Raw genomic sequence first — 24,791 nt, 5'->3', positions numbered from 1 at the left:
AATTTAAAGTGTCACTATCATAGCAGGTTTTCAGATGTAAATCATATTCAAGACTCGAAAATTGCGGTATACTTAATGCTATTAAAAAGTAAGCAAGGGAGCGATTGGATTGGAACAACTACCAAAGATGACGACTGAAGAACTCACAAAGCGGGTCAGCGACGGGAAATACATGCTGTTTTTCTCAGCTGGCTGGTGCCCAGATTGCGCGTTCATTAAGCCCGCAATGCCAGATATTGAAAAAAAATTTAGCGATTACACATTCTTAGCGGTCGATCGTGATGAAAACATTGACCTTTGCGTTGACCTGAATGTACTTGGCATCCCAAGTTTTATTGCTTATGATCATGGTCAAGAAATTGGGCGGTTCGTGAATAAGGACCGGAAAACAAAGGAACAAGTTGAAGCGTTTGTGACCGCACTATAAGCGTCACGACAACGACTGTTTGGCGCGCATTGGGCGTTTCAAATGGGCGTTGTTTTTTTGTGTTAAATCACAATTGGAAATGCGGGTTTTAGGTACGAAATCACGCAATTGTGCGCTATAATAATAGGGCACTGAAAAAATGAGACAGTCATAATTTGAATGTGAAAGGATTCTTCATGTTAATTTCTAGTTATAATCAAAAAGCGTTGGGCGATATCCTCATCGTCTACGTTGCGCCAGACGTTGACGAACAGGCCGTTGAGACCCACCAGTCAATTACGCGCATTTATGATCCAGCCAAGAATGAAACCTTAGGCTACAATATTGCGAATGTCAGCCAGATTTTAGGTCAGTTGAACGTCAACGGACAGGTCTTTTTGACGGATGCTCAAGTTGACCAGTTAAACGAGGCCCTCGCAGCTGCTGATTTTGTGCCAGATCTCAAGGCAGACCATGAACCGAAATTCGTGGTGGGATACGTCAAAACGGCGGAACAGCATCCAGATTCTAACCATCTGTTGGTGACCCAGACAGAGGTGCAGGATGGGCAAGTCGTCCAGATCGTCAGCGGGTCACCCAACATGCAAGCCGACATTAAGGTGGTCGTCGCTGAGGTTGGCGCCATGATGCCAGATGGACTCATTATTTGGCCTGGTAAATTGCGCGGGGTCGAAAGTGATGGTATGATTTCATCAGGACGGGAATTACGGATTCCTAACGCACCCGATCGGCCAGGCGCATTGATCTTACCTGATGATTATGAAGTTGGACAGCCTTTTGATTTTGAAAAGGCCCAAACTTTATTCCAATAGAGTAAGTTTAATCGCAAAAAGGGGGCCACGCGCTCCCTTTTATTGTGCCATAAAACGGGTTATTGTTAGTTGCAACTAAAAAACTGCCCATAGCAAATTGGAATGGATGAACGCCTAATGACTCACTATGATGGACCGGCTTTCTACCGAAAGTACCGGTTACCCAGAAAAAATCGAAAATTAAATGCGGCAGCGCCGGCACCCGAGGCAACCCCGATCAAACGGACGTATCACTTACCAAGTGAGGGGGATGCCCAGACGCAGCGAGTGCGCCAGACCCAGACGCGTCAGAATCGACCGGCTGCTGAATCGCGGCCACAATTGCCGCCTCGTGAAACGGACGCGGAAATGCGCCACGAGGTTGAACCCCCTCGGCCATCCGCAAAAATGACATCGACGAACGATTGGCGGACTGACCGGCCGTTTCGTGTGACGGCAGTCCCGAGACAACTGCATCACCCAAGTCTAGCCTCACCACGCGTTAATTTTACGCAATTGGTGACTCGCTTTTTTAAAAAACAGGACAGTGACGTCCTGTTATTAAGTGATGCCAATGTGACTGAAATTCCTGATGCAATGCCATCGAGTGACACAACACAGGAAAGCATGCAGTTTGTCTCAAATGAGGCAGTTTCTGCGTCGGCATCAGGTGTTTCTGACACTGCTGACGATAACACGACTGTTTTAGATGAGGGCGCGGCGACGACGCAAGCATCGCCATCAACAGTGAAGGAAGACGGTCCCTCAATTCATAATTGGCAGTCTGACGCTGATACAACTGATGAAGTGTCTTCAATGTCTGAAACGGTGCCAGAAGCCGCCACTGATGTCCAACCGTCTGAAGTGCAACCATCGATTTCTGACATCGCGTCGGTCGAAGATGACCACTCAGCTGGGCAAACCAGTGACGCTATTCCAAGTTCTGAATCAACGGATGATGGGTTGCTAGTAAGCGAACCGACCGACACAAGCGACCAGACTACCGAGTCAGCGCCATCAGAGACGCCGGTTGAGCCCGACCAGCCTGAAAATTTGCAAGAGGCGGCTGTTTCTGAGCGTGACCAGGATGATTCTGGATTAGACAATGCCAGTGACCAGGCTGATGAGCAGACGGAATCAGATGAGTCGCAGGTGGCAGCTGATAGCAACGTTGATGGTGATGTCGATACACGCACCGCCACTCAGCCTGAAGTTGAGTCATCTGTCAATGCCCAGACAACGCTAGAGTCACCCCTTGCCGCTCACGACACAGAGTTGAGTGAAATAGATGTCCGTGCTGATCCGTCTACTGATGACCCGACAACACTTATTTCGGATCAACCAGATCAGCCAAACATTCAGCAGGATCGTAAACTGTTAGACCATGTTGAGGAATCCAGTGACGCAGCACAACAGTTTGATACCAGCCCTGTGGCGGAAATCCCAAGTGCTGATATTGTGACAGATGAGGAACCCGCTGCAGGGCATGTGACACAGACCCCATCTGCACCTAAACCTGTTGCCACCAGTGCACCGGCAACTAACACGCCCACGCCGGCGCCTAAAAAGCCAGCCGAAGCACAACACGGGTTGGGCCATTCACTAGGTGATATTCTCAATGAAGAAAATGCTCAGTTGAAAGATCTAGCCCTGTTCCAGGATAAGCCGGACGTTCAGGGAGAGACTGTTCCGTTACGCGGGTATCAGTTCCCGTCGCCGGATCTGTTGACACCGCCCGTTATTCCCGACGAAAGTGCGTTGGACGAATGGATCGAACACCAGGGGGAAGTGCTGGATGAAACTCTGGCAGCCTTTCACGTGGACGCGCACGTCGTGGATTGGACGATTGGACCGACCGTGACGCAGTTCCAGGTACATCTCTCACTAGGGGTTAAAGTCAATAAGATTACGAATCTAACGGATGATCTGAAGCTGGCGCTTGCTGCTAAAGATATTCGAATCGAAGCACCCATTCCTGGCAAATCAACCGTTGGGATCGAGATTCCAAACCCAAAGACACGGCCTGTGATGCTGTCTGAAGTGCTTGAATCAAAGGCGTTTAAGGACAGCAAATCACCGTTGACTGTGGCGCTTGGGGTTGACCTCTTTGGTAAGCCGCAGGTGACTGATCTGCGGAAGATGCCGCACGGATTGATTGCTGGGGCAACCGGATCAGGAAAGTCGGTCTTCATTAACAGTTTGCTGATTTCGTTACTGTATAAAGCGACACCAGCAGACTTGCGGTTATTACTGATCGATCCAAAGGCCGTTGAACTGGCACCGTATGACAAATTGCCGCATCTTTTAGCGCCCGTTATTTCTGATCCGCAGGCCGCAGCGGCTGCCTTGAAGTGGGCAGTTAATGAGATGGATGATCGGTATGATCGTCTTGCGGCAGCTGGAGTCCGCAATATTGAACAGTACAATGAGCGGGCTGAATTAACGGAAGAATACAGTCTTAAGTTGCCGTACATTGTGATCGTGATCGACGAATTAGCCGATTTGATGATGATGGCTTCAAGTGAAGTTCAAGATTACATTGTCCGGATCACACAAAAAGCTCGGGCAGCCGGCATCCACTTGTTAATTGCAACGCAACGACCAAGTGTCGACATCGTGACTGGGACAATTAAAAATAATATCCCGACCCGGGTCGCCTTCATGGTCTCTTCGCAAGTGGACTCACGCACGATCATTGATACGTCTGGTGCTGAGCGCCTCCTTGGAAAAGGGGACATGTTGTTCCTTGGTAACGGTGCCTCGCAGCCGGTTCGACTGCAGGGGACGTTTGTGGATGACGAGGTTGACCGGGTGACTGACTTTGTCCGTACTCAGGGCAAACCACATTACGAATTTGATCCGGATGGACTGCTTGCTAAAGAACAGAGTCAACAAAACGAGGATGAACTGATGCCAGAAGTTTTGGATTATATTGTCCAGGAACAGACGGTTTCAACGTCCAAGTTGCAACGGGTCTTTTCAATCGGTTACAACCGGGCGGCAAACATGATCGATACGCTGGAAAATAAGCAGTATATATCCGGGCAAAATGGGTCCAAACCCCGTGATGTTTTCCTGACGGCTAAACAACTGGCCGAAATGCGGGGACCACGCACTGACTAGCTTGCTGAAAAGACGTGGCGGCCAGCCGGTAAAAATTAAGATTCCCGTCAAATAAGACATCTGAGGCGAAATGCCCCTCGAATTTTAGGTGAGCTGTGCTAAAATAAATGAGTGACTAAAACCAGCGCGAGGGTTATCCGCGCAAAAAAATTAATAGAGCAGTGACGAAAAGAGGATATTGATGAACAACTCGACAACGTATTACTTTGTTGGCATCAAGGGTTCAGGAATGAGCTCATTAGCACTTATTTTACATGATAAGGGATTTAAGGTGGCTGGTTCAGACATCACCCAGTACACGTTTACACAACGTGGCTTGGAACAAGCCAAGATCCCAGTATATCCATTCAACGCAGACAACATTCAAGAAGGCCTGACAGTGATTGCCGGAAATTCATTCACTGATGACCATCCTGAAATTAAAAAAGCACGGGAAATGGGCTTGCCCGTTTACCGGTATCACGAATTCTTAGGAAAATTAATTGAAGGCTATACCAGTATTGGTGTTGCCGGTGCGCATGGGAAGACCAGTACAACGGGTCTGCTGTCACACGTCTTATCCGGGATTGCGCCAACCAGTTATTTAATTGGTGACGGGACAGGGAAGGGCACGCCTAACGCCCGGTTCTTTGTTTATGAAGCCGACGAATATCGCCGCCACTTCTTAGCAACCAAGCCCGACTATGCCATCATGACCAACATTGATTTTGATCACCCAGATTACTACAAAGATATTGATGACGTGTTCACAGCGTTCCAAACGTTTGCTAACCAAGTCACCAAGGGTATCTTTGCCTGGGGTGACGATGAAAATCTGCGTCGTTTGAAGACTGACGTTCCGGTATATTACTACGGTACGAGCGATAAGGATGATTTCCAGGCGCGCGACATTAAGCGGACAACAAAGGGGTCTCAATTTGACGTGTACTATCACGACGAATTTTTGGGGAACTACCACGTTCCGTTATTTGGCGAGCATAACGTGTTGAATAGTTTGGCCGTGATCGCTGTGGCGTACTTTGAAGACGTTGATCTGGATGAGATCAAGAAGGAACTTCTGACTTTTAAAGGGGTCAAGCGCCGGTTTGCGGAACGTCAATTAGCCGACATGACCATCATCGACGACTATGCGCATCATCCATCTGAAATTCGCGCAACGTTAGATGCTGCCCAGCAAAAATATCCCGATAAAGAGGTCATCGCTGTCTTTCAGCCGCATACCTTTACCCGGGTCATCGCGTTAATGGACGATTTTGCGACCGCCTTAAACAACGCGGATCACGTTTATCTGACAGATATTTTCAGTTCTGCGCGTGAATCGAACGGGAAGGTTTCAAGTGCGGACCTTGCCAAGAAGATCACCAAGGGTGGCGAGATCCTCAAATTGGATAACATGTCACCGTTGCTGGACTACCACGATGCCGTTGTTGTCTTCATGGGTGCCGGCGATGTTCAAAAGTACGAACGCGCCTATGAGGAACTCTTGAGTCATTTATCACTTAAAGATAACTAGCTGGCCACCGCTACATTTAGTGCGTGGACAGTCGAAAATAAAAGAAGCCGCCTCCCAAAATGATACGTCATGCTGGGGTGAGACTTCTTTTGTGCTTACTTATGTCATACAGTCTTAGATAAGTGTCCCAAATGTGGTTAATAAGTGATTAATTTCTTAAATAATGTCTAAAGTCACTTGTTTTAAATAGGAATAATTGCTTTTTTTACTGGGATTGATACAATGGTCAACAATTAACAAGACAGACGTTTCATAAATTGGAGGGAATTGAATGAACAATCAACAATTTGATGAACAACCGCGTCGCGTGGTTAACGCCGACGTCGGGTTAAACACTTTCTTAACCAAAATGTATGGCTGGATGGCACTTGCGGTGCTGTTATCAGCAGTGTCGGCCTATTTTGTCAGCACTAACCAGGCGTTATTATCGACCATGACCGGAAGCGGGATGTGGATCGGTCTCATCGTTTGGTTTATCTTTCCATTCTTAGTTAATGGTCAGGCCTTTAAACGGCCAACAGTGAGTTTCGTACTCTTGATGGTTTATGCGCTGATTACGGGTGGAATCTTCTCGGTCTACTCGTTGGTCTATTCTGGCACCACCATCGTTTCAGCGTTTGTCTCAAGCGCAGTCGTCTTCATCGTGATGGCGTTGTATGGGACAGTCACGAAGCGTGATTTAACCAGAGTCGGCGCGCAAGCAACAGCCGCTCTAATTGCATTGCTGGTTGCCTTGGTCATTAACATGTTCTTGCACAGTGCCATCATTGCTTACGTGTTCTCGTTTGTCGGGGTCATCATCTTCACTGCCTTGACCGCATCTGACAGTCAAAAGATGAAAACACTGTACCTGAAGAGTGACGGCAGCGGTAATGTCACAAGCGGGTTAGCCGTGATTGGTGCCATGCAGCTCTACCTAGATTTCGTCAACCTGTTTATCTTCTTGATTCAAATCTTCGGTGGCGCTGGCAGTAGTCGGGATTAATCATCTAATTGAATGAAAGTTTCAATAAAGCTGGGAAGTCATTGATTTCCTGGCTTTTTTATGTGTCGAAGTCAATTTTTAACCGATTGACGGCCATTCTTTCATTATTGTTGAATACGTCTTTCCACGGTTAGGTGATAGTTCGTTGCATTCCGCAATTTGGCAGGTCGTGTAGTGGCTCTCGAGTGAATCTCAGTCGTCTCGCACATCAGTAACCGACCAAAGTAGGGTCGCTAACTGATGACGACACCACAGCCTGCAAAGCCGAACGGAGCAACGAAGCGGCAATTTTGTTTTATTCGGCTCACTTAGCAATAGAAAAGACTTTTACGACACGCGCTTAATATTTTTATTTGCGTCAAACTTTGGTAAACTATACAGTGGACATATAGAAGATACAGCAAGGAGAAGCGCATGACAGAATCTAAAAAATTGTTGTTAATTGATGGGAACAGCGTGGCCTTTCGAGCCTTTTACGCGCTCTATAATTCGTTGAACCGGTTCACGAATCCCGATGGCTTGCACACTAATGCCATTTATGGCTTCAACACCATGCTGGATCACATGTTAAAAGACGTTCAGCCAACTGATGCCCTGGTGGCGTTTGATGCTGGTAAGACAACGTTTCGAACAAAGAAATATACAGACTACAAGGGCGGCCGGGCAAAAACGCCAGCCGAGTTAACAGAGCAGATGCCGGAAATTCGTCATCTGCTGACGGCACGGGGACTGAAGTCGTACGATTTAAAGGACTATGAAGCCGATGACATTATCGGCACGCTGGCTAAGGAAGCGGATGCGGCTGATTATGAAACAGTGATCATCACTGGAGATCGGGATCTCACGCAATTAACTTCTGATAAGACAAGCGTGGCTGTGACCGTTAAAGGCGTTAGTGAAGTCGAATACTACACATCCGCTCACGTGCAGGAGAAATTAGGCGTGACGCCCGATCAAATTATTGAGATCAAGGGACTGCGCGGTGATACGTCGGATAATTATCCCGGGGTTGCCGGTGTTGGTCCTAAAACGGCTGAAAATCTGATTCAAAAATATGGCACCATCGATGGTGTTTACGACAATATTGATGATATTACGGCTAAAAAACTCAAGGAACATTTGCTTGAAGATAAGGATTCGGCCTTTTTGTCACGCGACCTGGCGACGATTCGGCGTGATGCACCGTTAGCCATTGGGTTGGACGACTTAGCGTATACCGGTGATGATACCGATGCGTTGGTTGCATTTTATCAAAAAATGAATTTCCAATCTTTCTTGAGTAAATTAAATACCGATGGCGACGGTGAGGATGTGTTGGGGTTAAAGCCGGTGTCGTTTACCGTGCTCACTCAAGACAACTTGGCTGAATTGAAGACCTTAAACGACCCAGTGTCATTTTATCTGGAGATGCCGGAAGCAAACTATCACACGTCTGACTTTGCCGGTTTTGTGATTGGCAGTGGGGCGAAGTGGTTTGTCAGTCGTGACGTTGAGTTGCTGCAAGAAGACGCCGTTAAGTCACTACTGACTAGTGAAACGCTCACGAAAAATGTGTTTGATGTCAAGCGGACCTACGTTGGGTTGAACCGTCTTGGCATCCATCTGCAAAATGTGGATTTTGACCTATTATTGGCGTCCTATTTGCTTGATACGAATGAAAACAGTAACGACCTTGGTAAGCTGGCGTTTCAACACCAGTACCACGAGATCCAAACAGATGACGAGGTGTACGGCAAGGGCGCAAAGCGGGCCATTCCTGATGATGACCAGATCTTTTTTGAGCATCTGACCCGCAAAGCGATTGCGATTGAGCAGCTGGCACAACCGCTTTTTGATAAACTGACACAAAATGAACAGATGTCTCTTTACCGTGATTTAGAATTACCAATGGCCTATGTTTTAGCCCATATGGAAATCGCTGGGATCAAAGTGGACACCGATAAACTCAGTGAAATGGGCAGCCAGTTCACGGAACAGTTGGCGCAAATTCAACAGACGATCTATCAAGAGGCTGGCGAAGAATTTAACATTGGCTCACCAAAACAGTTGGGTCATATTTTATTTGAAACGATGGGTCTGACCCCAATCAAGAAAACGAAGACGGGGTATTCAACCTCGGTTGACGTCCTTGAAAAATTAGCGGGTGAGGCACCGATCGTTGAAAACATCTTAAAGTATCGTCAGATCGCAAAGATTCAATCGACTTACATCGAGGGCTTGCTGAAGGTGGTCCATTCAACAGATCAAAAGGCGCACACGCGTTACCAGCAAACGTTGACGCAGACTGGGCGCCTGTCTTCGGTCGATCCTAACCTGCAAAATATTCCCATTCGAACAGAGGAGGGCCGGCGGATTCGACAAGCCTTTGTGCCGAGTCACGATGGCTGGCAGATCTTTTCGTCTGATTACTCGCAAATTGAACTGCGGGTACTTGCGCATATGACGCATGATAAGAACTTGCAGGCAGCCTTTATCGATGATGAAGACATTCATGCCAGCACCGCACGGCGAATCTTCCGTCTGCTGCCAGACGAGGAAGTGTCCCCGAACATGCGGCGTCAAGCTAAAGCGGTTAACTTCGGAATCGTTTACGGTATCAGTGACTATGGCCTGTCACAAAACATTGGCATTTCGCGGAAGCAAGCGCATGACTTTATTGAAACGTACTTCGAAGAGTATCCTGGCGTTAAGAAATATATGGATGACATTGTCCAAACGGCGAAGGACCAAGGCTACGTTGAAACCATTAGCCATCGTCGCCGCTACTTGCCAGACATCAATGCCCGCAACTTTGCCCAACGCTCGTTTGCTGAGCGGACGGCTATGAACACGCCCATTCAAGGGAGTGCTGCGGACATTATTAAGATTGCGATGATCAACATGGAGGATGCACTGAAAAAGGCGGACCTCCAGGCCACGATGTTGCTGCAGGTGCATGATGAACTGATCTTTGAGGCCCCGGCTGAAGAGATCCCAACGCTTGAAAAATTAGTCCCAAAGGTGATGGACTCAGCTGTGAAATTGGAAATTCCATTAAAGGTTGAATCCCAATACGGGAACACTTGGTATGACGCCAAGTAGGTGTAAGGAGGGACAGTATGCCTGAGTTACCAGAAGTTGAAACGGTCCGCCGCGGCCTCACGCGACTCGTTGGCGGGGCGACTATTGACCACGTTGACGTGATTTACGAAAAAATGGTGAGTCCGGCGCCTGCTGAATTTAAACAACAATTGGCCGGTGTCACCATTGACCAGATCGACCGCCGGGGCAAGTACCTACTCTTTCGGTTTGATAATGGAATGACCATGGTGTCTCATCTGCGGATGGAAGGCAAATATGACGTCCAGCCTGAGGGGGCGCCGCTGACCAAACACACCCACGTTGTTTTCCACCTGACGGATGGTCGCGAGCTTCGGTATACCGATACGCGGAAATTTGGGCGGATGAACCTAGTCAAAAACGGTGCCGAACTTCAAGTTGCCGGTTTGAAAACGATTGGGCCGGAGCCAACACCTGACACCCTGACATTTGACTACATGAAACAGATTTTTAACAAGAGTAAAAAGGTGATCAAACCATTCTTGCTGGATCAAAGCAACATTGCTGGTCTGGGGAACATCTACGTTGACGAAACGCTTTGGATGACGCGGATCAACCCTGAGCAACCCGCCAATACGTTGACGGATTTTCAGATCCGGTTTCTGCGTGAAAACATTTTAAAGGAACTGTCCAAGGCCATTGATGGTCACGGGACAACGGTGCATTCGTTTTCCACTGCCTTTGGTAACGCTGGCGAATTCCAGAATCAGCTGAACGTTTATGGCCGTGAAGGCGAACCCTGTGTTCGGTGTGGCGCTGAATTACAAAAGACAAAAGTGGCCCAGCGCGGGACGCACTATTGTCCCCGGTGTCAGGTGCTCAAGAAGAAGCCCAGCCAGACAGTCGTGCTTGGTCTGACGGGCGGAATCGCCACTGGTAAATCTTCGGTTGCGACCGTGTTTCATGACCGGGACATCCCAGTCATTGACGCTGACCAAGTTGCGCGTGAAGTGGTCGAACCTGATTCACTCGCTTTAAGCCAGATTGCAGCGACGTTTGGCACGGCAATGATTCAACCAGACGGGACGCTTGATCGCCACCGGCTGGGCCAACGCGTGTTTAACGATGAAGATGAACTGGATAAGCTAAATGCCATCACGAGTCCGGCCATCCACAAGGCCGTGAAAAAACAGGTGGCCGCTTACCGCCGCAAACACACGCCGTTAGTGGTGTTCGATGCGCCGACGTTGTTTGAGGGTGACTACGCCTATGACGTTGATGTGATCATGGTCGTTGCGCTGGATACGGCTGCCCAATTGCAGCGGTTAATGGCACGAGATAACATGTCTGAGGCCGATGCGCGCAGCCGGATCAACAGTCAGCTGCCGTTGGCTGAAAAAATCAACGTGGCCGATATTGTCGTTGATAATGGCGGCTCTATTGATAAAACGAAAGCCCAAGTGGTAGAATGGCTTAATAAACTGCATTTGGTCGATTAATGACCAGATGGTTGAAAACGAGGTGAGACCATGCACTGTCCGCATTGCCATCATAATGGATCCCGCGTTGTTGATAGTCGGCCGACCGATGAAGGCCGGGTGATTCGGCGACGACGGGAATGCGAAAATTGCGGTTTTCGTTTTACGACCTTTGAACGGATCGAAGTGACACCGTTACTGGTGATCAAAAAGAACGGGACCAGAGAAGAATTTAATCGTGAAAAGATCCTGCGCGGTATCATTCGCTCGGCTGAAAAGCGACCGGTGGGAATGGACGTCATGACGAAGATCGTTGACGAAGTTGAAAATGAGATTCGCTCACTGGGCGAAAATGAAGTTTCGAGTCAACTGATTGGTGAATACGTTATGAAACGGCTGGCCGATGTGGATGAGATTTCCTACATCCGATTTGCCAGCGTCTACCGCCAGTTTAAGGACATGAGCGTCTTCTTAAAGGAACTCGAAGACGTCATGCAAAAAGATAAAGATAAACCAGACAAGTCTGATCAAAAATAATGAATGGGGGCGTTTCGGATGACACTGGATAACACCACCTCTCTGACCCCCAAAACGACGGTTGCCATAATGGCAACTGGCAGGTTAACTGTGGATCAGCGCGACGTGTTAGATGACCTGTATCAACCGCTGATTGGTGTGGCTGGATACGGGTTGCTGCTCGTTTTGTGGCGTCAGCTTGAATTGACCCACGGCACTCAGGTGCAGCTCAAACACAGTGAATTACTCGACCTGTTAAACATCAGTGTGAGCGAGCTAGAACACTGCCGCCAGCGGCTTGAAGCCCTGGAATTGATTCAAACCTATCGGAACCAGTCAGACAAGCTGCCGGAATTGATCTACGAACTCCAGCAGCCTGTTTCTGCCGGGACATTTTTTGGGGATGATCTGTTAAGCGTGCTTTTGCTTGACGTGGTGGGTGAAAAACAGTTCAAGCGGTTACGTGACCACTTTGTGCGCCCTCAAGCGACCCATGATGGTTGGCAGAATATCTCGCGACAATTTTTAGACGTCTTTCAAGTGAACGACCGGTTGATTGCCACCCCGCCAGCGTTGATCTCGGAAACAAAAGCGGCCTTTAAGGGCAGTGACGATGTGACGAACTGGCCAAAGCAGACGGCAAGTTCGCGCTTTGATTTTGATCTGCTGATCGATATTTTAAAGCGGTCGTACGTCAACCTTGAGGATATTAAGGCCAACCGGGAACTCATTTTAAATGAGCACCTGATGTATGGCCTGACGGAGCCTGAAATGGCGGACTATATTAATCGGGCAACCAATCTAGCGACGAACGCGTTAAATGCCCGCCAGCTGCAAGCGATGATTGCGTCAGAACAACGAAATGCGACGCCAGTGACAACTGGCACGACAGCACAGACGAAAACGGCTGCGGCTAGTGAGCCTCAAAAACAGTCGACGACCAAGCACACGCCGCAGGAACAGGCACTGATCACAGTGGCAAACCAGGTGTCGCCCATGGCCTTTTTGACGAAAATGCACGAGGAAAAGGGCGGTTATGTAACTGGTGGCGAGCAGCGCATTGTTGAAGGCTTACTCAATAAACAGGTCTTTCCTAACGCTGTGGTCAACGTGCTGATCTTTTATCTGCTTATGAATATGAAACAGTCCACGCTGACCCAGCGGTTAACCGATACGATTGCCAATAGTTGGGCTCAGGCTAGCGTTAAAACGCCCGAGGATGCACTCAAAGAAATCCATCGTTACCAAAAGGAACGGGATAATCCGCAACCAGGTCGCAAGGGTAATCGCCGGCAGCAAGGCACCGTTAAGGAAACCTTGCCTGACTGGGCAAAGTCGGACTACCAGCCGGATAAGAAGGCCACCGATAAGTCAGTTTCAGACGCCCAGCAACAACGGGCCATTGACCGGTTGAAAAAATTAAAATCAGAACGCCAAAATCGTGAAGGAGGTGACGCCTAGAATGGATAATATTAGTGACGCCATGCAACACTACATGGATCAACATCAACTGAATCATAACTACCAGCAACTGATGCAAAAAGTCTATCAAGATGCTGATGTTCAGGCGTTTATCAAAGAAAATGATGGTGAACTTGATGCGCAGCAGATCGACCGCTCGTCGGCAAAACTGTACGAGTACGTCACGGAAAGAGACCGCCTTGCCGCGGGTCAGCAGACGTTTGCGCCCGGGTATGAGCCGAAGCTGATCATGAACAATCATTTGATCGACGTTGCCTACCTGCCGACAGAGGCACAGGTTGCCAAACAAAAACAGCAGTCACTGCATCGACGGGTCAATTCCGTGCTGATGCCCAAGCTGATTCGTAAGGCATCTTTCGACCATTTTGATGCATCTGATAAGGATCGGGTGCCGGCGCTGATGGCGGCGCTTGATTTTACTGACGCCTACGAAGCAGCACCGAAGGACTATCATCAGGGATTGTATCTCTATGGCAGTTTTGGTGTTGGGAAGACCTATTTACTGGGGGCCATTGCCAACCAATTAGCTGAAAAGGGTTTTAAGACGACGTTGGTGCACTTTCCCAGTTTTGCAGTTGAAATGAAAAATGCGATCGGCAACAACCAGGTTGCTGAAAAATTGGACGCCATTAAGAAAGCGCCCGTTTTGATGATTGATGACATTGGTGCGGATGCCATGTCTGCCTGGGTTCGTGATGAGGTGCTCGGTGTTATTTTGGAATACCGGATGCAGTCTGAACTGACCACTTTTTTCTCATCCAACTTTTCGATGGATCAATTGGAAAAAGAACACTTACAGGTCACGCAGAAGGGCGACGTGGAGCCGTTAAAAGCGAAACGACTGATGCAACGGTTCCGTTTTTTGGCCAAGGAGATCGAAATGATTGGTACCAATCGGCGACCAAATTAACCTTGACGAACGAAATTCACCGTGGTTTAATAAAAGGCGTAATCATAAATTAAGACTTTAAATGTTTGAAAGACATGACTTGTTTGCCCTGTCCAAGAGAGAAACGACATCTTCTGTAAGGCGTTTCGTCAGGAATCACAAGCTACCACTTTCTGTATGTGCGGTGGATAATACCGTGCCGGCGGGTCCGTTATCCCTTATGAGGTCAGGCGATTGGTGCACCAATTTCCTGATGAATTCGGGTGGAACCGCGTTAACTAACGTCCCGGTGTTTGCAATATTGCAGACACCGGGATTTTTTTATCCACCAGCACCGCAGCACATTTAAGTAGGTTATTTTAAAGGAGAAGATAAACATGTCAGAAATTTCATTAGAATTTCCAGATGGCAGCAAGCGTCAGTTTGAGGCAGGTGCCTCAGCAAAAGATGTTGCCCAATCGATCGCAATTAGTTTAGCAAAGAAGGCTGTTGCCGGTAAGTTAGACGGCAAATTGATCAACTTGAACGCCCCAATCAACCACGATGGCAAGATTGAGATCGTCACTAAGGACAGCGAAGATGGGTTGGCAGTTTTACGGTCAACAGTTGCTTTGCTTGCTAAAGTATCTTTGAAAGAAATTTTCTCAGATATTCGCTTTGGTGAAGACAGCGGCGACGAGGAAGGGTTGTACATCGATACTGATAAGGACGATGGTCAAGTCAGTGCTGATGATTTGGAAGCAATCAGCACCAAGATTCAATCCTTCGTTGACAAGAAGGTTGACTTAAAGCATGAATCCGTCAGCAAAGCTGAAGCATTGAAGAAGTTAGCCGGCACTAAATTTGAAGCCCAATTGGTTGAAGATTCAGAGGACGACAGTTTTGATTTTTACAACGTGGATGGCGTTGACGTTTTGAACAACGGGGTTGCCTTTGAAAATGCGGGCGACGTGAAGTTCTTCCGGCTTTTGTCAGTTGCCGGTGCGTACTTTGAAGGCAAGTCCTCAAACGACATGCTGCAACGAATCTACGGGACAGCCTTTTACAAGCAGGCTGACCTGGACGCTGACCTTAAAGCGCGTCAGGAAGCACGTGAACGCGATCACCGGGTGATCGGGAATGATCTTGACTTGTTCTTCGTTGATCCAAAGGCCGGTGCCGGTTTGCCATACTGGATGCCAAATGGTGCCACCATTCGTCGGACAATCGAACGTTACATCATCGATAAGGAAGTTGCTGATGACTACAAGCACGTTTACACCCCAGTGTTAGCTAACCTGGACCTGTATAAGACTTCCGGTCACTGGGCACATTACCGTGATGACATGTTCCCACCAATGGACATGGGCGATGGCGAAATGCTTGAATTACGGCCAATGAACTGTCCGTCACATATCCAAATTTACAACCACCACATCCGGTCATACCGTGAATTGCCACTGCGGATCGCTGAACTTGGGATGATGCACCGTTACGAAAAATCAGGTGCGTTGAGTGGGTTGCAACGGGTTCGTGAAATGACCTTGAACGATGGCCACACCTTTGTTACGTTGGACCAAGTTCAAGATGAATTTAAGAAGATCCTGACGTTGATCATGGACGTTTACAACGACTTTAACATCACCGACTACACCTTCCGTTTATCATACCGGGATCCAGCCAACACGGCGAAGTACTTCGATGATGACGAGATGTGGAACCGCAGTCAATCGATGTTGAAGGGTGCCATGGATGACCTTGGTCTTGACTACTACGAGGCTGAAGGGGAAGCTGCTTTCTACGGTCCTAAGTTGGATATCCAAACGAAGACTGCTTTGGGCAACGACGAAACCATGTCAACGATTCAATTGGACTTCATGCTGCCAGAACAGTTCGACCTGAGCTACATTGGCGCTGATGGTGAAAAGCACCGGCCAGTCATGATTCACCGTGGGATCGTTGGGACGATGGAACGCTTCATCGCTTACCTGACTGAAATCTACAAGGGTGCCTTCCCAACTTGGTTAGCCCCTAAGCAAGTCACGATCATTCCTGTTAGTGATGACAAGCATGGCGACTACGCTGAATCGTTACGTAAGAAGTTCGCTGCTGCCGACGTTCGGGTCGACGTTGATCACCGTGGCGAAAAGATGAACTATCTGATTCGTGACGCACAGACGCACAAGATTCCATACACGTTGGTTGTCGGTGACCAAGAAAAGGCCAACAATGAAGTCAGTGTTCGGAAGTACGGCGAACAGGATTCTAACAGCATGAGTGCTGATGCCTTCCTGTCAGAAGTACTGGGTGACATTGAAAACTACAGCCGCGCTGACAAATAATTGTGAAAAAGGGGGTCGACAGATAGTCGCCCCTGCGCTATAATTTGTATTCGTGAGCTTTTAAGTAAGACCAGTTGACACTAAACCGGATACATGGTATTCTAGCTTGGTTGATAAATGTAAGTAGAAGCACCCGCTTCTCGCCTCGTGACTCACGTTGCCTGGCTGATACGTAAATAACCTGACTGCAGTTAAGCAGTTCGGGAACTTTAACGGGTGCTGTTGTGAGACAGTACCCGTTTTGTTTATGCAGACTTATGTTGATTGTTTTTAAACTCACTCGGAGGTGAATGACCATAGCAAACGATATGATGGTTAACGAAGGAATCCATGCTCGTGAAGTTCGCTTGATTGCTGCAAACGGTGATCAATTGGGTATCAAGAGTAAGCGTGATGCGCTTCAGTTGGCTGACGATGCTGAATTGGATCTTGTCCTGGTTGCCCCAAAGGCAAAACCGCCAGTAGCCCGAATCATGGACTACGGGAAGTACCGGTTTGAGATGCAAAAGAAGCAACGCGAAGCTCGTAAGAAGCAAAAGGTCGTTAGCATTAAAGAAGTTCGCTTGAGTCCGTCAATTGATGACAACGACTTTAACACGAAGCTGAAGAACGCAATGAAGTTCTTAAGCAAGGGTGAAAAAGTTCGGGTCTCAATTCGATTTAAGGGTCGTGCCATTACCCATAAGGAAATTGGTCGCGACGTGTTAAACCGGATGGCTGCAGCAACTAGCGAAGTCGCTACTGTTGAACAGCGTCCGAAGATGGATGGCCGAAGCATGTTCTTGATGCTGACACCAAAAGTAGACAAATAGTTGTAAGAAATTAGGAGGATTTACGTTATGCCAAAGATGAAGACAAACCGTGCTAGTGCCAAGCGTTTCAAGGTATCTGCCAAGGGTGGTATTAAGAGCGCCAATGCTTACACCAGTCACCGTTTCCACGGTAAGACCAAGAAGCAACGTCGTCAATTGCGTGGGACTTCAATGATGAAGTCAAACACTATCAAGAAGACGTACCACGCATTATTACAAAAGTAATCAACGTTACTTCATTACAGTGACGCATCAATCGAGACACTGTTAGTCAACACGACTGACCGTAAGTATTAGGAGGAATTATTATGCCACGAGTTAAAGGTGGAACAGTTACACGCGCACGCCACAAGAAAGTTCTTAAGTTAGCCAAGGGTTACCGCGGCTCAAAGCACCGTTTGTTTAAGGTTGCTAAAGACCAAGTTATGAAGGGTGCCCAATACGCATACCGTGACCGTAAGGCCAACAAGCGTAACTTCCGTCGTTTATGGATTGCCCGGATCAACGCAGCTGCCCGGATCAATGGTCTGAGCTACAGCAAGTTGATGTTTGGGTTGAAGCAAGCTAACATCGAAGTTAACCGTAAAATGCTGGCTGACTTAGCTGTTAACGATGCAGACGCCTTCAAGGCATTTGCAGACGCTGCTAAGAAAGCTCTTTAATTAACAACTAATAAGACGAGGCTGAGGTGTTTGTTACCTTAGCCTCGTTTTTTTATGATGTGGCGCCATGCGGAGGGCTTACGCAGTAGGGAGTCAGTCTGCGGAATACGTTTCGGTAATATAAAAGTGTCGCTGTCCGCAATGCTGAACGGCTACACTCAGCTAAGATTTTCAGGAGTCAGCATCGTTGATGAACCTTCATAAGTGGCACCACAAACTTGTTAATTAATCGTTATTGGTGACTGCTCTACAGTGAGAAGCATTGCTGACAGGAAATTTCCTAGCAGTCGAGGGCGGATTCTCTTCGAACTCGCTTAAACGCCAATTTAATACTTAACTAGTAGTAAAAAATAAACGCAACGGACTGCGTACCTGCCATTGAAAAGCATTCTTTACGAACACGTTTCGACACAATAATAGTAGAAAAATTTATTTTTCAAGCAGTAGGGTTAGTCAAACAGGCGAAAGTTCAGTATAATAGACAATCAGTAGAGAAATAAAAGGAGTCCGTCATGATATCAGGATTTACGCCGACTTGGATGATTCGTGCCACGTACGATATTTCACCCGAGACGTTACTTCAGCTTGGCATCAAGGTCGTTTTAACCGATCTGGACAACACGCTGATTGCTTGGAATAACCCCTATGGCACCACTGAACTTAAGAATTGGATGCTGGACCTCGAACGGGTGGGGATTCAACTTGTTGTGGTCTCAAACAACTCGCATCGGCGGGTTAAGAAGGCCGTTGCACCGCTATGCTTACCATTTGTTTCACGAGCATTAAAACCGCTCCCGTTTGGCATTAAACGCGCCATGCGTCAGTACCACGTCACGCCTGCACAGACAGTGATGGTGGGTGATCAGTTACTGACTGATGTCGCCGCTGCCAATGCCAGTCGGGTGCGGAGTATATTGGTGAAACCAATTGTCGCTAGTGATGCTTGGAATACAAAAATTAATCGCTTCTTTGAATATTTTGTGATGCACGGCGTCAAAAAGGCGCATCCAGAACTCACCTATCGAAAGGAAATAACCATTAATGGACGACACAACTAACACCGACGTCTTAGTTGACGGCGAAACACTGTACTGTATTGGGTGCGGTGCCCAGATTCAAACAACTGAAAAAAATAAACCTGGTTACACCCCAAAATCCGCGCTGGAAAAGGGCTTGGAAACTGGTGAACTGTATTGTCAACGCTGTTTTCGGTTACGTCACTACAATGAAATCGTGCCCGTCGGTTTAACCGATGACGATTTCCTGAAATTACTGACTCAGATTCGGGATGCTGATGCGCTGATCGTTTACGTGGTTGATATTTTCGACTTTAATGGGTCGATCATTCCAGGCCTCCACCGCTTCGTTGGCGACAACCCGATCTTATTAGTCGGTAACAAGGAAGATCTTCTACCACGGTCGTTAAAACGGCCTAAGCTGCGGGACTGGATCCGCCAACGTGCAAATGAACAGGGACTTCGGCCAATGGATGTCGCACTGGTTTCTGCAAAAACGAATCACTCAGTTGACCAACTGTTGCAGCAGATCGATAAGTATCGTGAGGGTCGCGACGTTTACATCGTTGGTGTCACAAACGTGGGTAAATCAACGTTGATCAACCAGATCATCCACCAACGGACGGGTGAACAAAATGTCATTACCACGTCACGGTTCCCCGGCACGACGCTTGATCGCATTGAGATTCCATTAGATGACGGTCACGCCTTAGTGGACACCCCTGGAATCATCCATGAGTCACAAATGGCACACTTCCTCTCGGGGAAAGATTTAAAGATCGCCGCACCACAGAAGCAAATTAAACCAAAGGTGTTCCAACTTAATGACCAGCAAACCATCTTCTTGGCAGGACTGGCTCGTTTTGACTATGTCAGCGGCCCCAAGAACGGATTCACCGTTTACGTTGAAAATACGCTGCCGCTGCACCGAACTAAGTTGGAAAATGCGGATAACTTCTATGAAAAACACGTGGGTGACTTATTGACACCGCCTAGTGATCTTGACCAATTGCCACCATTGACCCGGCATGAGTTCAAAATCATCGAAAAGAGTGATCTCGTTTTTGAGGGCCTTGGCTGGGTGACGGTTCCAGCGGGGACAGTTGTCGCCGGTTACGCGCCGAAAGGTGTTGGCGTACTGGTTCGAAAAGCAATGATTTAAGGAGAATTGAATTTGACATTAACAGGAAAACAAAAACATTATTTACGGTCTCAAGCCCATCATTTACACCCCATTTTTTCAGTCGGGAAGAACGGCTTGAACCCTGAATGGTTGGCGCAGCTTGATGGCGCACTGCAAAAGCGGGAACTGATCAAGATCAACCTGCAGCAGGCCGCCGATGAAAGTGTGAGCGATGTTCAGGCTTACATTGAGGCAGAAACACCGATTCAGGTCGTTCAGACGATCGGCCGGGTACTGGTTTTATTCCAACCCGCCGAAGACGAAAAATATCAACGCTATTCACTTAACGTTGACCAGTTGTAAGAAACACGCGTAAGGGGATATTGAGATGGTAAAGGTACTGGAACGCACAGAAACCAAGGTTGTCGAACAACTGGCTGCCAGCGTGCAAAAAAAGCGTATTGGTATCCTGGGGGGCACCTTTAATCCGCCGCACCTTGGCCACCTGATCATGGCTGACCAGGTGAAGGATCAGCTTGGTCTTGACCGAGTATTATTTATGCCGGACGCCAACCCGCCGCACGTTGACCGAAAGTTTGCAATCGATGCGGATGAACGGGTCAAAATGGTCTGTCAAAGTATCGAGGGCAACCCAGACTTTGGTTTAGAACTTACGGAAGTGCGTCGTGGGGGCATTAGTTATACCTATGACACCATGGTCGAACTAAAGAGAAAACACCCTGAAAATGACTACTACTTCATTATTGGTGGTGATATGGTGGCCTATTTGCCAAAGTGGCACCGCATTGATGACCTGCTTAAACTCGTGCAGTTTGTGGGGGTGCGGCGAGAACATTCGCCGTTAACATCTCAATATCCCGTTTTGTGGGTGGATGTGCCGGTGATCGACATCAGCTCAACGACCATTCGTGAGCGGGTGAAGCATGGTGAATCGATTCGATACATGGTGGCAGATCCGGTAGCTGATTTTATAAAGGAGCGACAATTATACCGTGACTAGTGACTTAGTTTATTCAGATCATTATACGACGGACACAAGGGATCAATTGTTAGCAAAAATTGAGGCGCATTTACGTCCCGAACGGTTTGCCCATGTCCAACGCGTCGAGCAGACAGCTATTGCGTTAGCCAAGCAGTACGGTGCTGATGTTGAAAAGACCTCGATTGCTGGGTTGGTCCATGATTATGCCAAACAACGTCCTGATAGCGATTTTTTGCAAGCTATCAGCGATTACAGATTGGATCCTGACTTGGCTAACTGGAATAATGCCATCTGGCACGGGGTGGTCGGCCCTGAGTTTATCAAGCGAGAACTCGGCATTTATGATGAAGAGATTCTGAATGCCGTTCGGTATCATACCACGGGGAATCCCTACATGACGACCCTTGAGAAGATCGTGTACATGGCAGATTACATTGAACCGGCACGTGACTTTGATGGTGTGGCTGAAGCCCGTGAAATGACCGCCCGGGATCTGGATCTCGGGGTGGCCTTTCAAACGTGGCACACGCTGACGTATCTGATCGCAGAAAACAAAGCGATTTACCCGAAAACGATTGAAACTTACAACGCATGGGTCCCGACTAGCGGACTCGTTAAATAAGGAGCGATTAATCTATATGGATAGTAAACAAATTTTAGAAGTGGCTGTGAAAGCCGCAAACGACAAGCGAGCCGAAGATATTTTGGCACTCGACATGGAAAAGGTTAGCCTGATCACCGATTATTTTTTGATCATGGATGCGACCTCAAACCGTCAAGTACAGGCCATTACTGACGCCGTTCACGATGCAGCGGATGCCGCTGATATTGACGTGAAACGCATCGAAGGCCGGGAAGCTGGTCGCTGGGTGCTCATTGATTTGGGTGACGTCATGGTTCACGTGTTCCAAAAAGAGGAACGTGGGCATTACAACCTTGAAAAACTTTGGTCTGACGCACCTACTGTTGACCTGAGTGACTGGGTCGAAGCATGATTTACCAGACTTTTGCTAAGTTATACGATGAGCTGTTTGACCCGCAACTGTATGCGGATTGGGCAGCTTTTACGCGTCAGACGGTGCGGCAGCCTGACCAGCCCTTACTTGAACTTGCTTGTGGGACTGGCCGTCTAGCTGTTCAATTGGCGCAGGCAGGATTTGATGTCACTGGGTTTGATCTGTCAGAAGAGATGCTGACCTTAGCGGATCAGCATGTGCGTGAGGCGGATGTCGCCTTGCCGTTGATCCAGGGAAACATGCTGGATCTCAGCGAGCTGCCGGTTTATCAAACCGTGACCTGCTACGCCGACTCGCTGTGTTATTTACCAGACGAAACCGCGCTGCAGACTGTGTTTGAGCAGGTCGCGGGTCATCTAACGACAACCGGCCAGTTTCTGTTTGACGTGATCACCCCGCACCAAACAGATGACGTCTATCCTGGGTACATGTACAACTACCGTGATGAAGACCGGGCGTTCCTGTGGACCAGTGATGAAGCCGATGAACCGCACGCTGTAGAACATGACCTGACGTTCTTTACCTATAACAGTGCTAAGGATGCTTACGATGAAGTGTCAGAACTGCATCATGAGCGGACCTATGAGTTATCGGTCTACCGGCAATTGTTACAGGCAGCTGGCTTTAATCGGGTGACGGTGAGTGCCGACTTTGGGCGTCAGCAACCTGATGCGCAGACCACGCGCTGGTTCTTTGTTTGTGAAAAAGGGGACGGTCAAAACGACTAATGCGCTAGGCATCATTGCTGAATACAATCCGTTCCATAACGGGCACAAGTATCAGTTGGTAACAGCTAAACGTCGAGCCAATGCGGACGTCACGGTCGCGGTGATGAGCGGTAACTGGGTACAACGGGGTGAACCGGCACTGTTAGATAAATGGCAGCGGACCCGGCTGGCACTAGAAAACGGACTGGACCTCGTTGTGGAATTGCCATTTGAAATGGCGGTGCAACCGGCGCACTTGTTTGCGGCGGGTGCGGTGAACTATCTGCACATGCTGGGGTGTGAGACTCTGGCGTTTGGTGCCGAACATCCAGACATGGATTTCGCACAACTGGTCGCAAATCAACCAGCGTCTCAAACGGCGCATTTTAAGCAGTTTGACGAGACCTACCCAACGCTGTTCAATGACTATTTAGAACAGCAGACGGGAATTGATCTCCGCGCGTCAAACGACATTCTGGGGTTTACCTATGTGGCAGCAAATGCGCGCTTGCAAACGCAGATGACGATCCTGCCGATTCAACGCCAGACCAGTGACCATCAGTCAGAAACGATTGGTGAAACGACCATTGCGAGTGGGGCGGCAATTCGTAAGGCGTTTGAAAAACAGGATTGGGCGGACATTGCGCAAGTGGTGCCCCCAACGACCTTATCAGCGTTGCAAACTCAGCCTACAGTCGATTGGGAGACGTTTTGGCCGCAGTTACGGTATCAATTGTTGTTAGCGGCGATGCCAGACCTTCAGCGGATCTACCAGATGAGTGAGGGCATTGAATACCGACTCAAACAGGCAGCATTGCCAGCCACGGGGTTCCAGGATTTTCTGCGACGGGCGAAGACCAAACGGTTTACCTATGCGCGGTTACAGCGTCTATGCGTGTACGTGCTCTTACAGGTCACAACCGTCGCACCAAATACGCAACCGCGCTACTGCCGGGTCCTCGGGTTTTCTCATAAGGGTCAGGCGTATCTTAACGAGATCAAAAAAGCGTTGCCGGTTCCCGTGATTTCGAAGGTGACGGATGACTGGATCAATGGCCCATATCGACTAGATTATCAGGCCGGCTTGTTGCGCCAGATGATGACTGGTATCGATCAGGACCGGTTACAGCATCCCGTCATTTTGTAATAGTTTAAACAGTAAAGGTTGAATTAGGCGTTAACTTAAGGGTTAAATAAGACTATCAAGGAAATTACCTTGACAACCTAAATCGGGCTAGGTATAATAATAAAGTTGCATTAGGAGGGTTCGTTGTGAAACTTTCATTGACCGAATTGCGTAAGAACTATCGACACGAGTCGTTAAAGTTCGATACCACCTTGGATCTCAAGACTTCACTGATGGAACGTTACCCGGATGAAGTGCTTGATGCCACCCCTGTTAAAGTATCAGGAATGGCAAGCGTTGAATCCAGTGGTGATATTCTCATCTACGCCCATGTATCCGCAACGTTAACGGTGCCGTCATCGCGGTCATTAGACCCGGTCAGCCTGCCGACAGACTTTGACATGATAGAGTTTTATGTTGATAGTCATGAAGCGGTCGACCGTTACGAAAAGACGGACGTTGTCCTCTACGTTGAGGATGATGAAATTGACGTTGATAAGGCGGTAGCAGATAACCTGTTACTTCAGATTCCCATGCAAATTCTGACGCCGGCTGAGCAATCAGCCAAGTCGTTGCCTGAGGGCAAGGGCTGGTCGGTGACCATTGAAGGTCAAGACGATGCGTCAGATGCTCAAACTGTTGATCCACGTCTTGCTAAACTGCAGAATTTCTTTCAGGACGATGCGTCTAAGAAGAAGGACTGAAGTTGACGACAAGACTTTTAAAAATTTTTCACTAGTGGACAAATTTTAGACCAAAGGA

23 protein-coding genes and 1 pseudogene are annotated in these 24,791 nt (G+C 48.2%); all 24 read left to right on the top strand.

The window, feature by feature from the left end:
* Window positions 1–109 precede the first annotated feature (109 nt).
* The 24 genes and pseudogenes from AYR61_RS13155 (at window position 110) to AYR61_RS13045 (ending at window position 24,733) form a co-directional block, all read left to right on the top strand.
* A complete protein-coding gene (locus tag AYR61_RS13155; RefSeq protein ID WP_065903457.1) occupies window positions 110–427 on the top strand; it encodes a thioredoxin family protein in 318 nt (105 codons plus the stop codon).
* 176 nt (window positions 428–603) lie between these two features.
* Window positions 604–1,239 carry a YtpR family tRNA-binding protein gene (ytpR, locus tag AYR61_RS13150; RefSeq protein ID WP_054706881.1) on the top strand — a complete coding sequence of 212 codons (636 nt, stop codon included), beginning with the start codon at window positions 604–606 and terminating at the stop codon, window positions 1,237–1,239.
* A 102-nt stretch (window positions 1,240–1,341) separates the two neighbouring features.
* On the top strand, window positions 1,342–4,341 hold the full coding sequence (locus tag AYR61_RS13145; RefSeq protein ID WP_318529565.1) for a DNA translocase FtsK: 3,000 nt from the start codon (window positions 1,342–1,344) through the stop codon (window positions 4,339–4,341).
* 181 nt (window positions 4,342–4,522) lie between these two features.
* Complete coding sequence (murC, locus tag AYR61_RS13140; protein WP_065903453.1) at window positions 4,523–5,854, top strand: UDP-N-acetylmuramate--L-alanine ligase; 1,332 nt, start codon at window positions 4,523–4,525, stop codon at window positions 5,852–5,854.
* 271 nt (window positions 5,855–6,125) lie between these two features.
* Window positions 6,126–6,839: a Bax inhibitor-1/YccA family protein gene (locus tag AYR61_RS13135; RefSeq protein ID WP_054706890.1), complete on the top strand. Its 714-nt coding sequence runs from the start codon at window positions 6,126–6,128 to the stop codon at window positions 6,837–6,839.
* A gap of 414 nt (window positions 6,840–7,253) precedes the next feature.
* Complete coding sequence (polA, locus tag AYR61_RS13130) at window positions 7,254–9,920, top strand: DNA polymerase I (RefSeq protein WP_065903450.1); 2,667 nt, start codon at window positions 7,254–7,256, stop codon at window positions 9,918–9,920.
* A 17-nt stretch (window positions 9,921–9,937) separates the two neighbouring features.
* Window positions 9,938–10,744: pseudogene (gene mutM / locus AYR61_RS15625) on the top strand (DNA-formamidopyrimidine glycosylase); the annotation flags it as partial.
* Window positions 10,745–10,753: 9 nt separating this feature from the next.
* Entirely contained in the window at window positions 10,754–11,377 is a 624-nt protein-coding gene (gene coaE / locus AYR61_RS15620) for a dephospho-CoA kinase (RefSeq protein ID WP_175577013.1), read from the top strand.
* A gap of 30 nt (window positions 11,378–11,407) precedes the next feature.
* Entirely contained in the window at window positions 11,408–11,893 is a 486-nt protein-coding gene (gene nrdR / locus AYR61_RS13120) for a transcriptional regulator NrdR (RefSeq protein WP_054706892.1), read from the top strand.
* Window positions 11,894–11,911: 18 nt separating this feature from the next.
* Complete coding sequence (locus AYR61_RS13115) at window positions 11,912–13,333, top strand: DnaD domain protein (protein WP_056987636.1); 1,422 nt, start codon at window positions 11,912–11,914, stop codon at window positions 13,331–13,333.
* 1 nt (window position 13,334) lies between these two features.
* Window positions 13,335–14,264 carry a primosomal protein DnaI gene (gene dnaI, locus AYR61_RS13110; RefSeq protein WP_054706901.1) on the top strand — a complete coding sequence of 310 codons (930 nt, stop codon included), beginning with the start codon at window positions 13,335–13,337 and terminating at the stop codon, window positions 14,262–14,264.
* Window positions 14,265–14,620: 356 nt separating this feature from the next.
* On the top strand, window positions 14,621–16,564 hold the full coding sequence (thrS, locus tag AYR61_RS13105; RefSeq protein ID WP_054706905.1) for a threonine--tRNA ligase: 1,944 nt from the start codon (window positions 14,621–14,623) through the stop codon (window positions 16,562–16,564).
* A gap of 290 nt (window positions 16,565–16,854) precedes the next feature.
* A complete protein-coding gene (infC, locus tag AYR61_RS13100) occupies window positions 16,855–17,376 on the top strand; it encodes a translation initiation factor IF-3 (protein ID WP_156319203.1) in 522 nt (173 codons plus the stop codon).
* A gap of 27 nt (window positions 17,377–17,403) precedes the next feature.
* The gene (gene rpmI, locus AYR61_RS13095) at window positions 17,404–17,601 is read left to right on the top strand and encodes a 50S ribosomal protein L35 (RefSeq protein ID WP_054706909.1); all 198 of its coding nucleotides are present in this window, start codon (window positions 17,404–17,406) and stop codon (window positions 17,599–17,601) included.
* A gap of 83 nt (window positions 17,602–17,684) precedes the next feature.
* Window positions 17,685–18,038 (top strand): 50S ribosomal protein L20, encoded by a 354-nt coding sequence (rplT, locus tag AYR61_RS13090; RefSeq protein ID WP_054706912.1) that lies wholly within the window; start codon window positions 17,685–17,687, stop codon window positions 18,036–18,038.
* Window positions 18,039–18,550: 512 nt separating this feature from the next.
* Window positions 18,551–19,096 (top strand): YqeG family HAD IIIA-type phosphatase, encoded by a 546-nt coding sequence (locus AYR61_RS13085; RefSeq protein ID WP_083215561.1) that lies wholly within the window; start codon window positions 18,551–18,553, stop codon window positions 19,094–19,096.
* Window positions 19,080–20,216, top strand: coding sequence for a ribosome biogenesis GTPase YqeH (gene yqeH, locus AYR61_RS13080; RefSeq protein ID WP_054706915.1), 1,137 nt, complete (start codon window positions 19,080–19,082; stop codon window positions 20,214–20,216). Before AYR61_RS13085 ends, yqeH begins: the two co-directional genes overlap by 17 nt.
* Window positions 20,217–20,228: 12 nt before the next feature.
* Window positions 20,229–20,540 carry a ribosome assembly RNA-binding protein YhbY gene (yhbY, locus tag AYR61_RS13075; RefSeq protein ID WP_054706919.1) on the top strand — a complete coding sequence of 104 codons (312 nt, stop codon included), beginning with the start codon at window positions 20,229–20,231 and terminating at the stop codon, window positions 20,538–20,540.
* 25 nt (window positions 20,541–20,565) lie between these two features.
* Window positions 20,566–21,198 carry a nicotinate-nucleotide adenylyltransferase gene (locus AYR61_RS13070; RefSeq protein ID WP_054706923.1) on the top strand — a complete coding sequence of 211 codons (633 nt, stop codon included), beginning with the start codon at window positions 20,566–20,568 and terminating at the stop codon, window positions 21,196–21,198.
* Window positions 21,191–21,802 carry a bis(5'-nucleosyl)-tetraphosphatase (symmetrical) YqeK gene (yqeK, locus tag AYR61_RS13065; RefSeq protein WP_065903448.1) on the top strand — a complete coding sequence of 204 codons (612 nt, stop codon included), beginning with the start codon at window positions 21,191–21,193 and terminating at the stop codon, window positions 21,800–21,802. The genes AYR61_RS13070 and yqeK overlap by 8 nt, the downstream gene beginning before the upstream one ends.
* Window positions 21,803–21,818: 16 nt before the next feature.
* Window positions 21,819–22,175 (top strand): ribosome silencing factor, encoded by a 357-nt coding sequence (gene rsfS / locus AYR61_RS13060; protein WP_054706929.1) that lies wholly within the window; start codon window positions 21,819–21,821, stop codon window positions 22,173–22,175.
* Complete coding sequence (locus AYR61_RS13055; protein ID WP_065903445.1) at window positions 22,172–22,924, top strand: class I SAM-dependent DNA methyltransferase; 753 nt, start codon at window positions 22,172–22,174, stop codon at window positions 22,922–22,924. Before rsfS ends, AYR61_RS13055 begins: the two co-directional genes overlap by 4 nt.
* A complete protein-coding gene (locus AYR61_RS13050; RefSeq protein WP_065903441.1) occupies window positions 22,866–24,050 on the top strand; it encodes a nucleotidyltransferase in 1,185 nt (394 codons plus the stop codon). Before AYR61_RS13055 ends, AYR61_RS13050 begins: the two co-directional genes overlap by 59 nt.
* Window positions 24,051–24,175: 125 nt before the next feature.
* Window positions 24,176–24,733, top strand: a complete 558-nt coding sequence (locus AYR61_RS13045; protein WP_065903438.1) for a YceD family protein — start codon at window positions 24,176–24,178, stop codon at window positions 24,731–24,733.
* Window positions 24,734–24,791: the final 58 nt, after the last annotated feature.

The organism is Secundilactobacillus paracollinoides (genome assembly GCF_001702155.1).
GTDB classification, from domain to species: domain Bacteria; phylum Bacillota; class Bacilli; order Lactobacillales; family Lactobacillaceae; genus Secundilactobacillus; species Secundilactobacillus paracollinoides.
The sequence above is the reverse complement of the archived record's forward strand: the minus strand, read 5'-3'. Positions and strand labels throughout refer to the sequence as shown.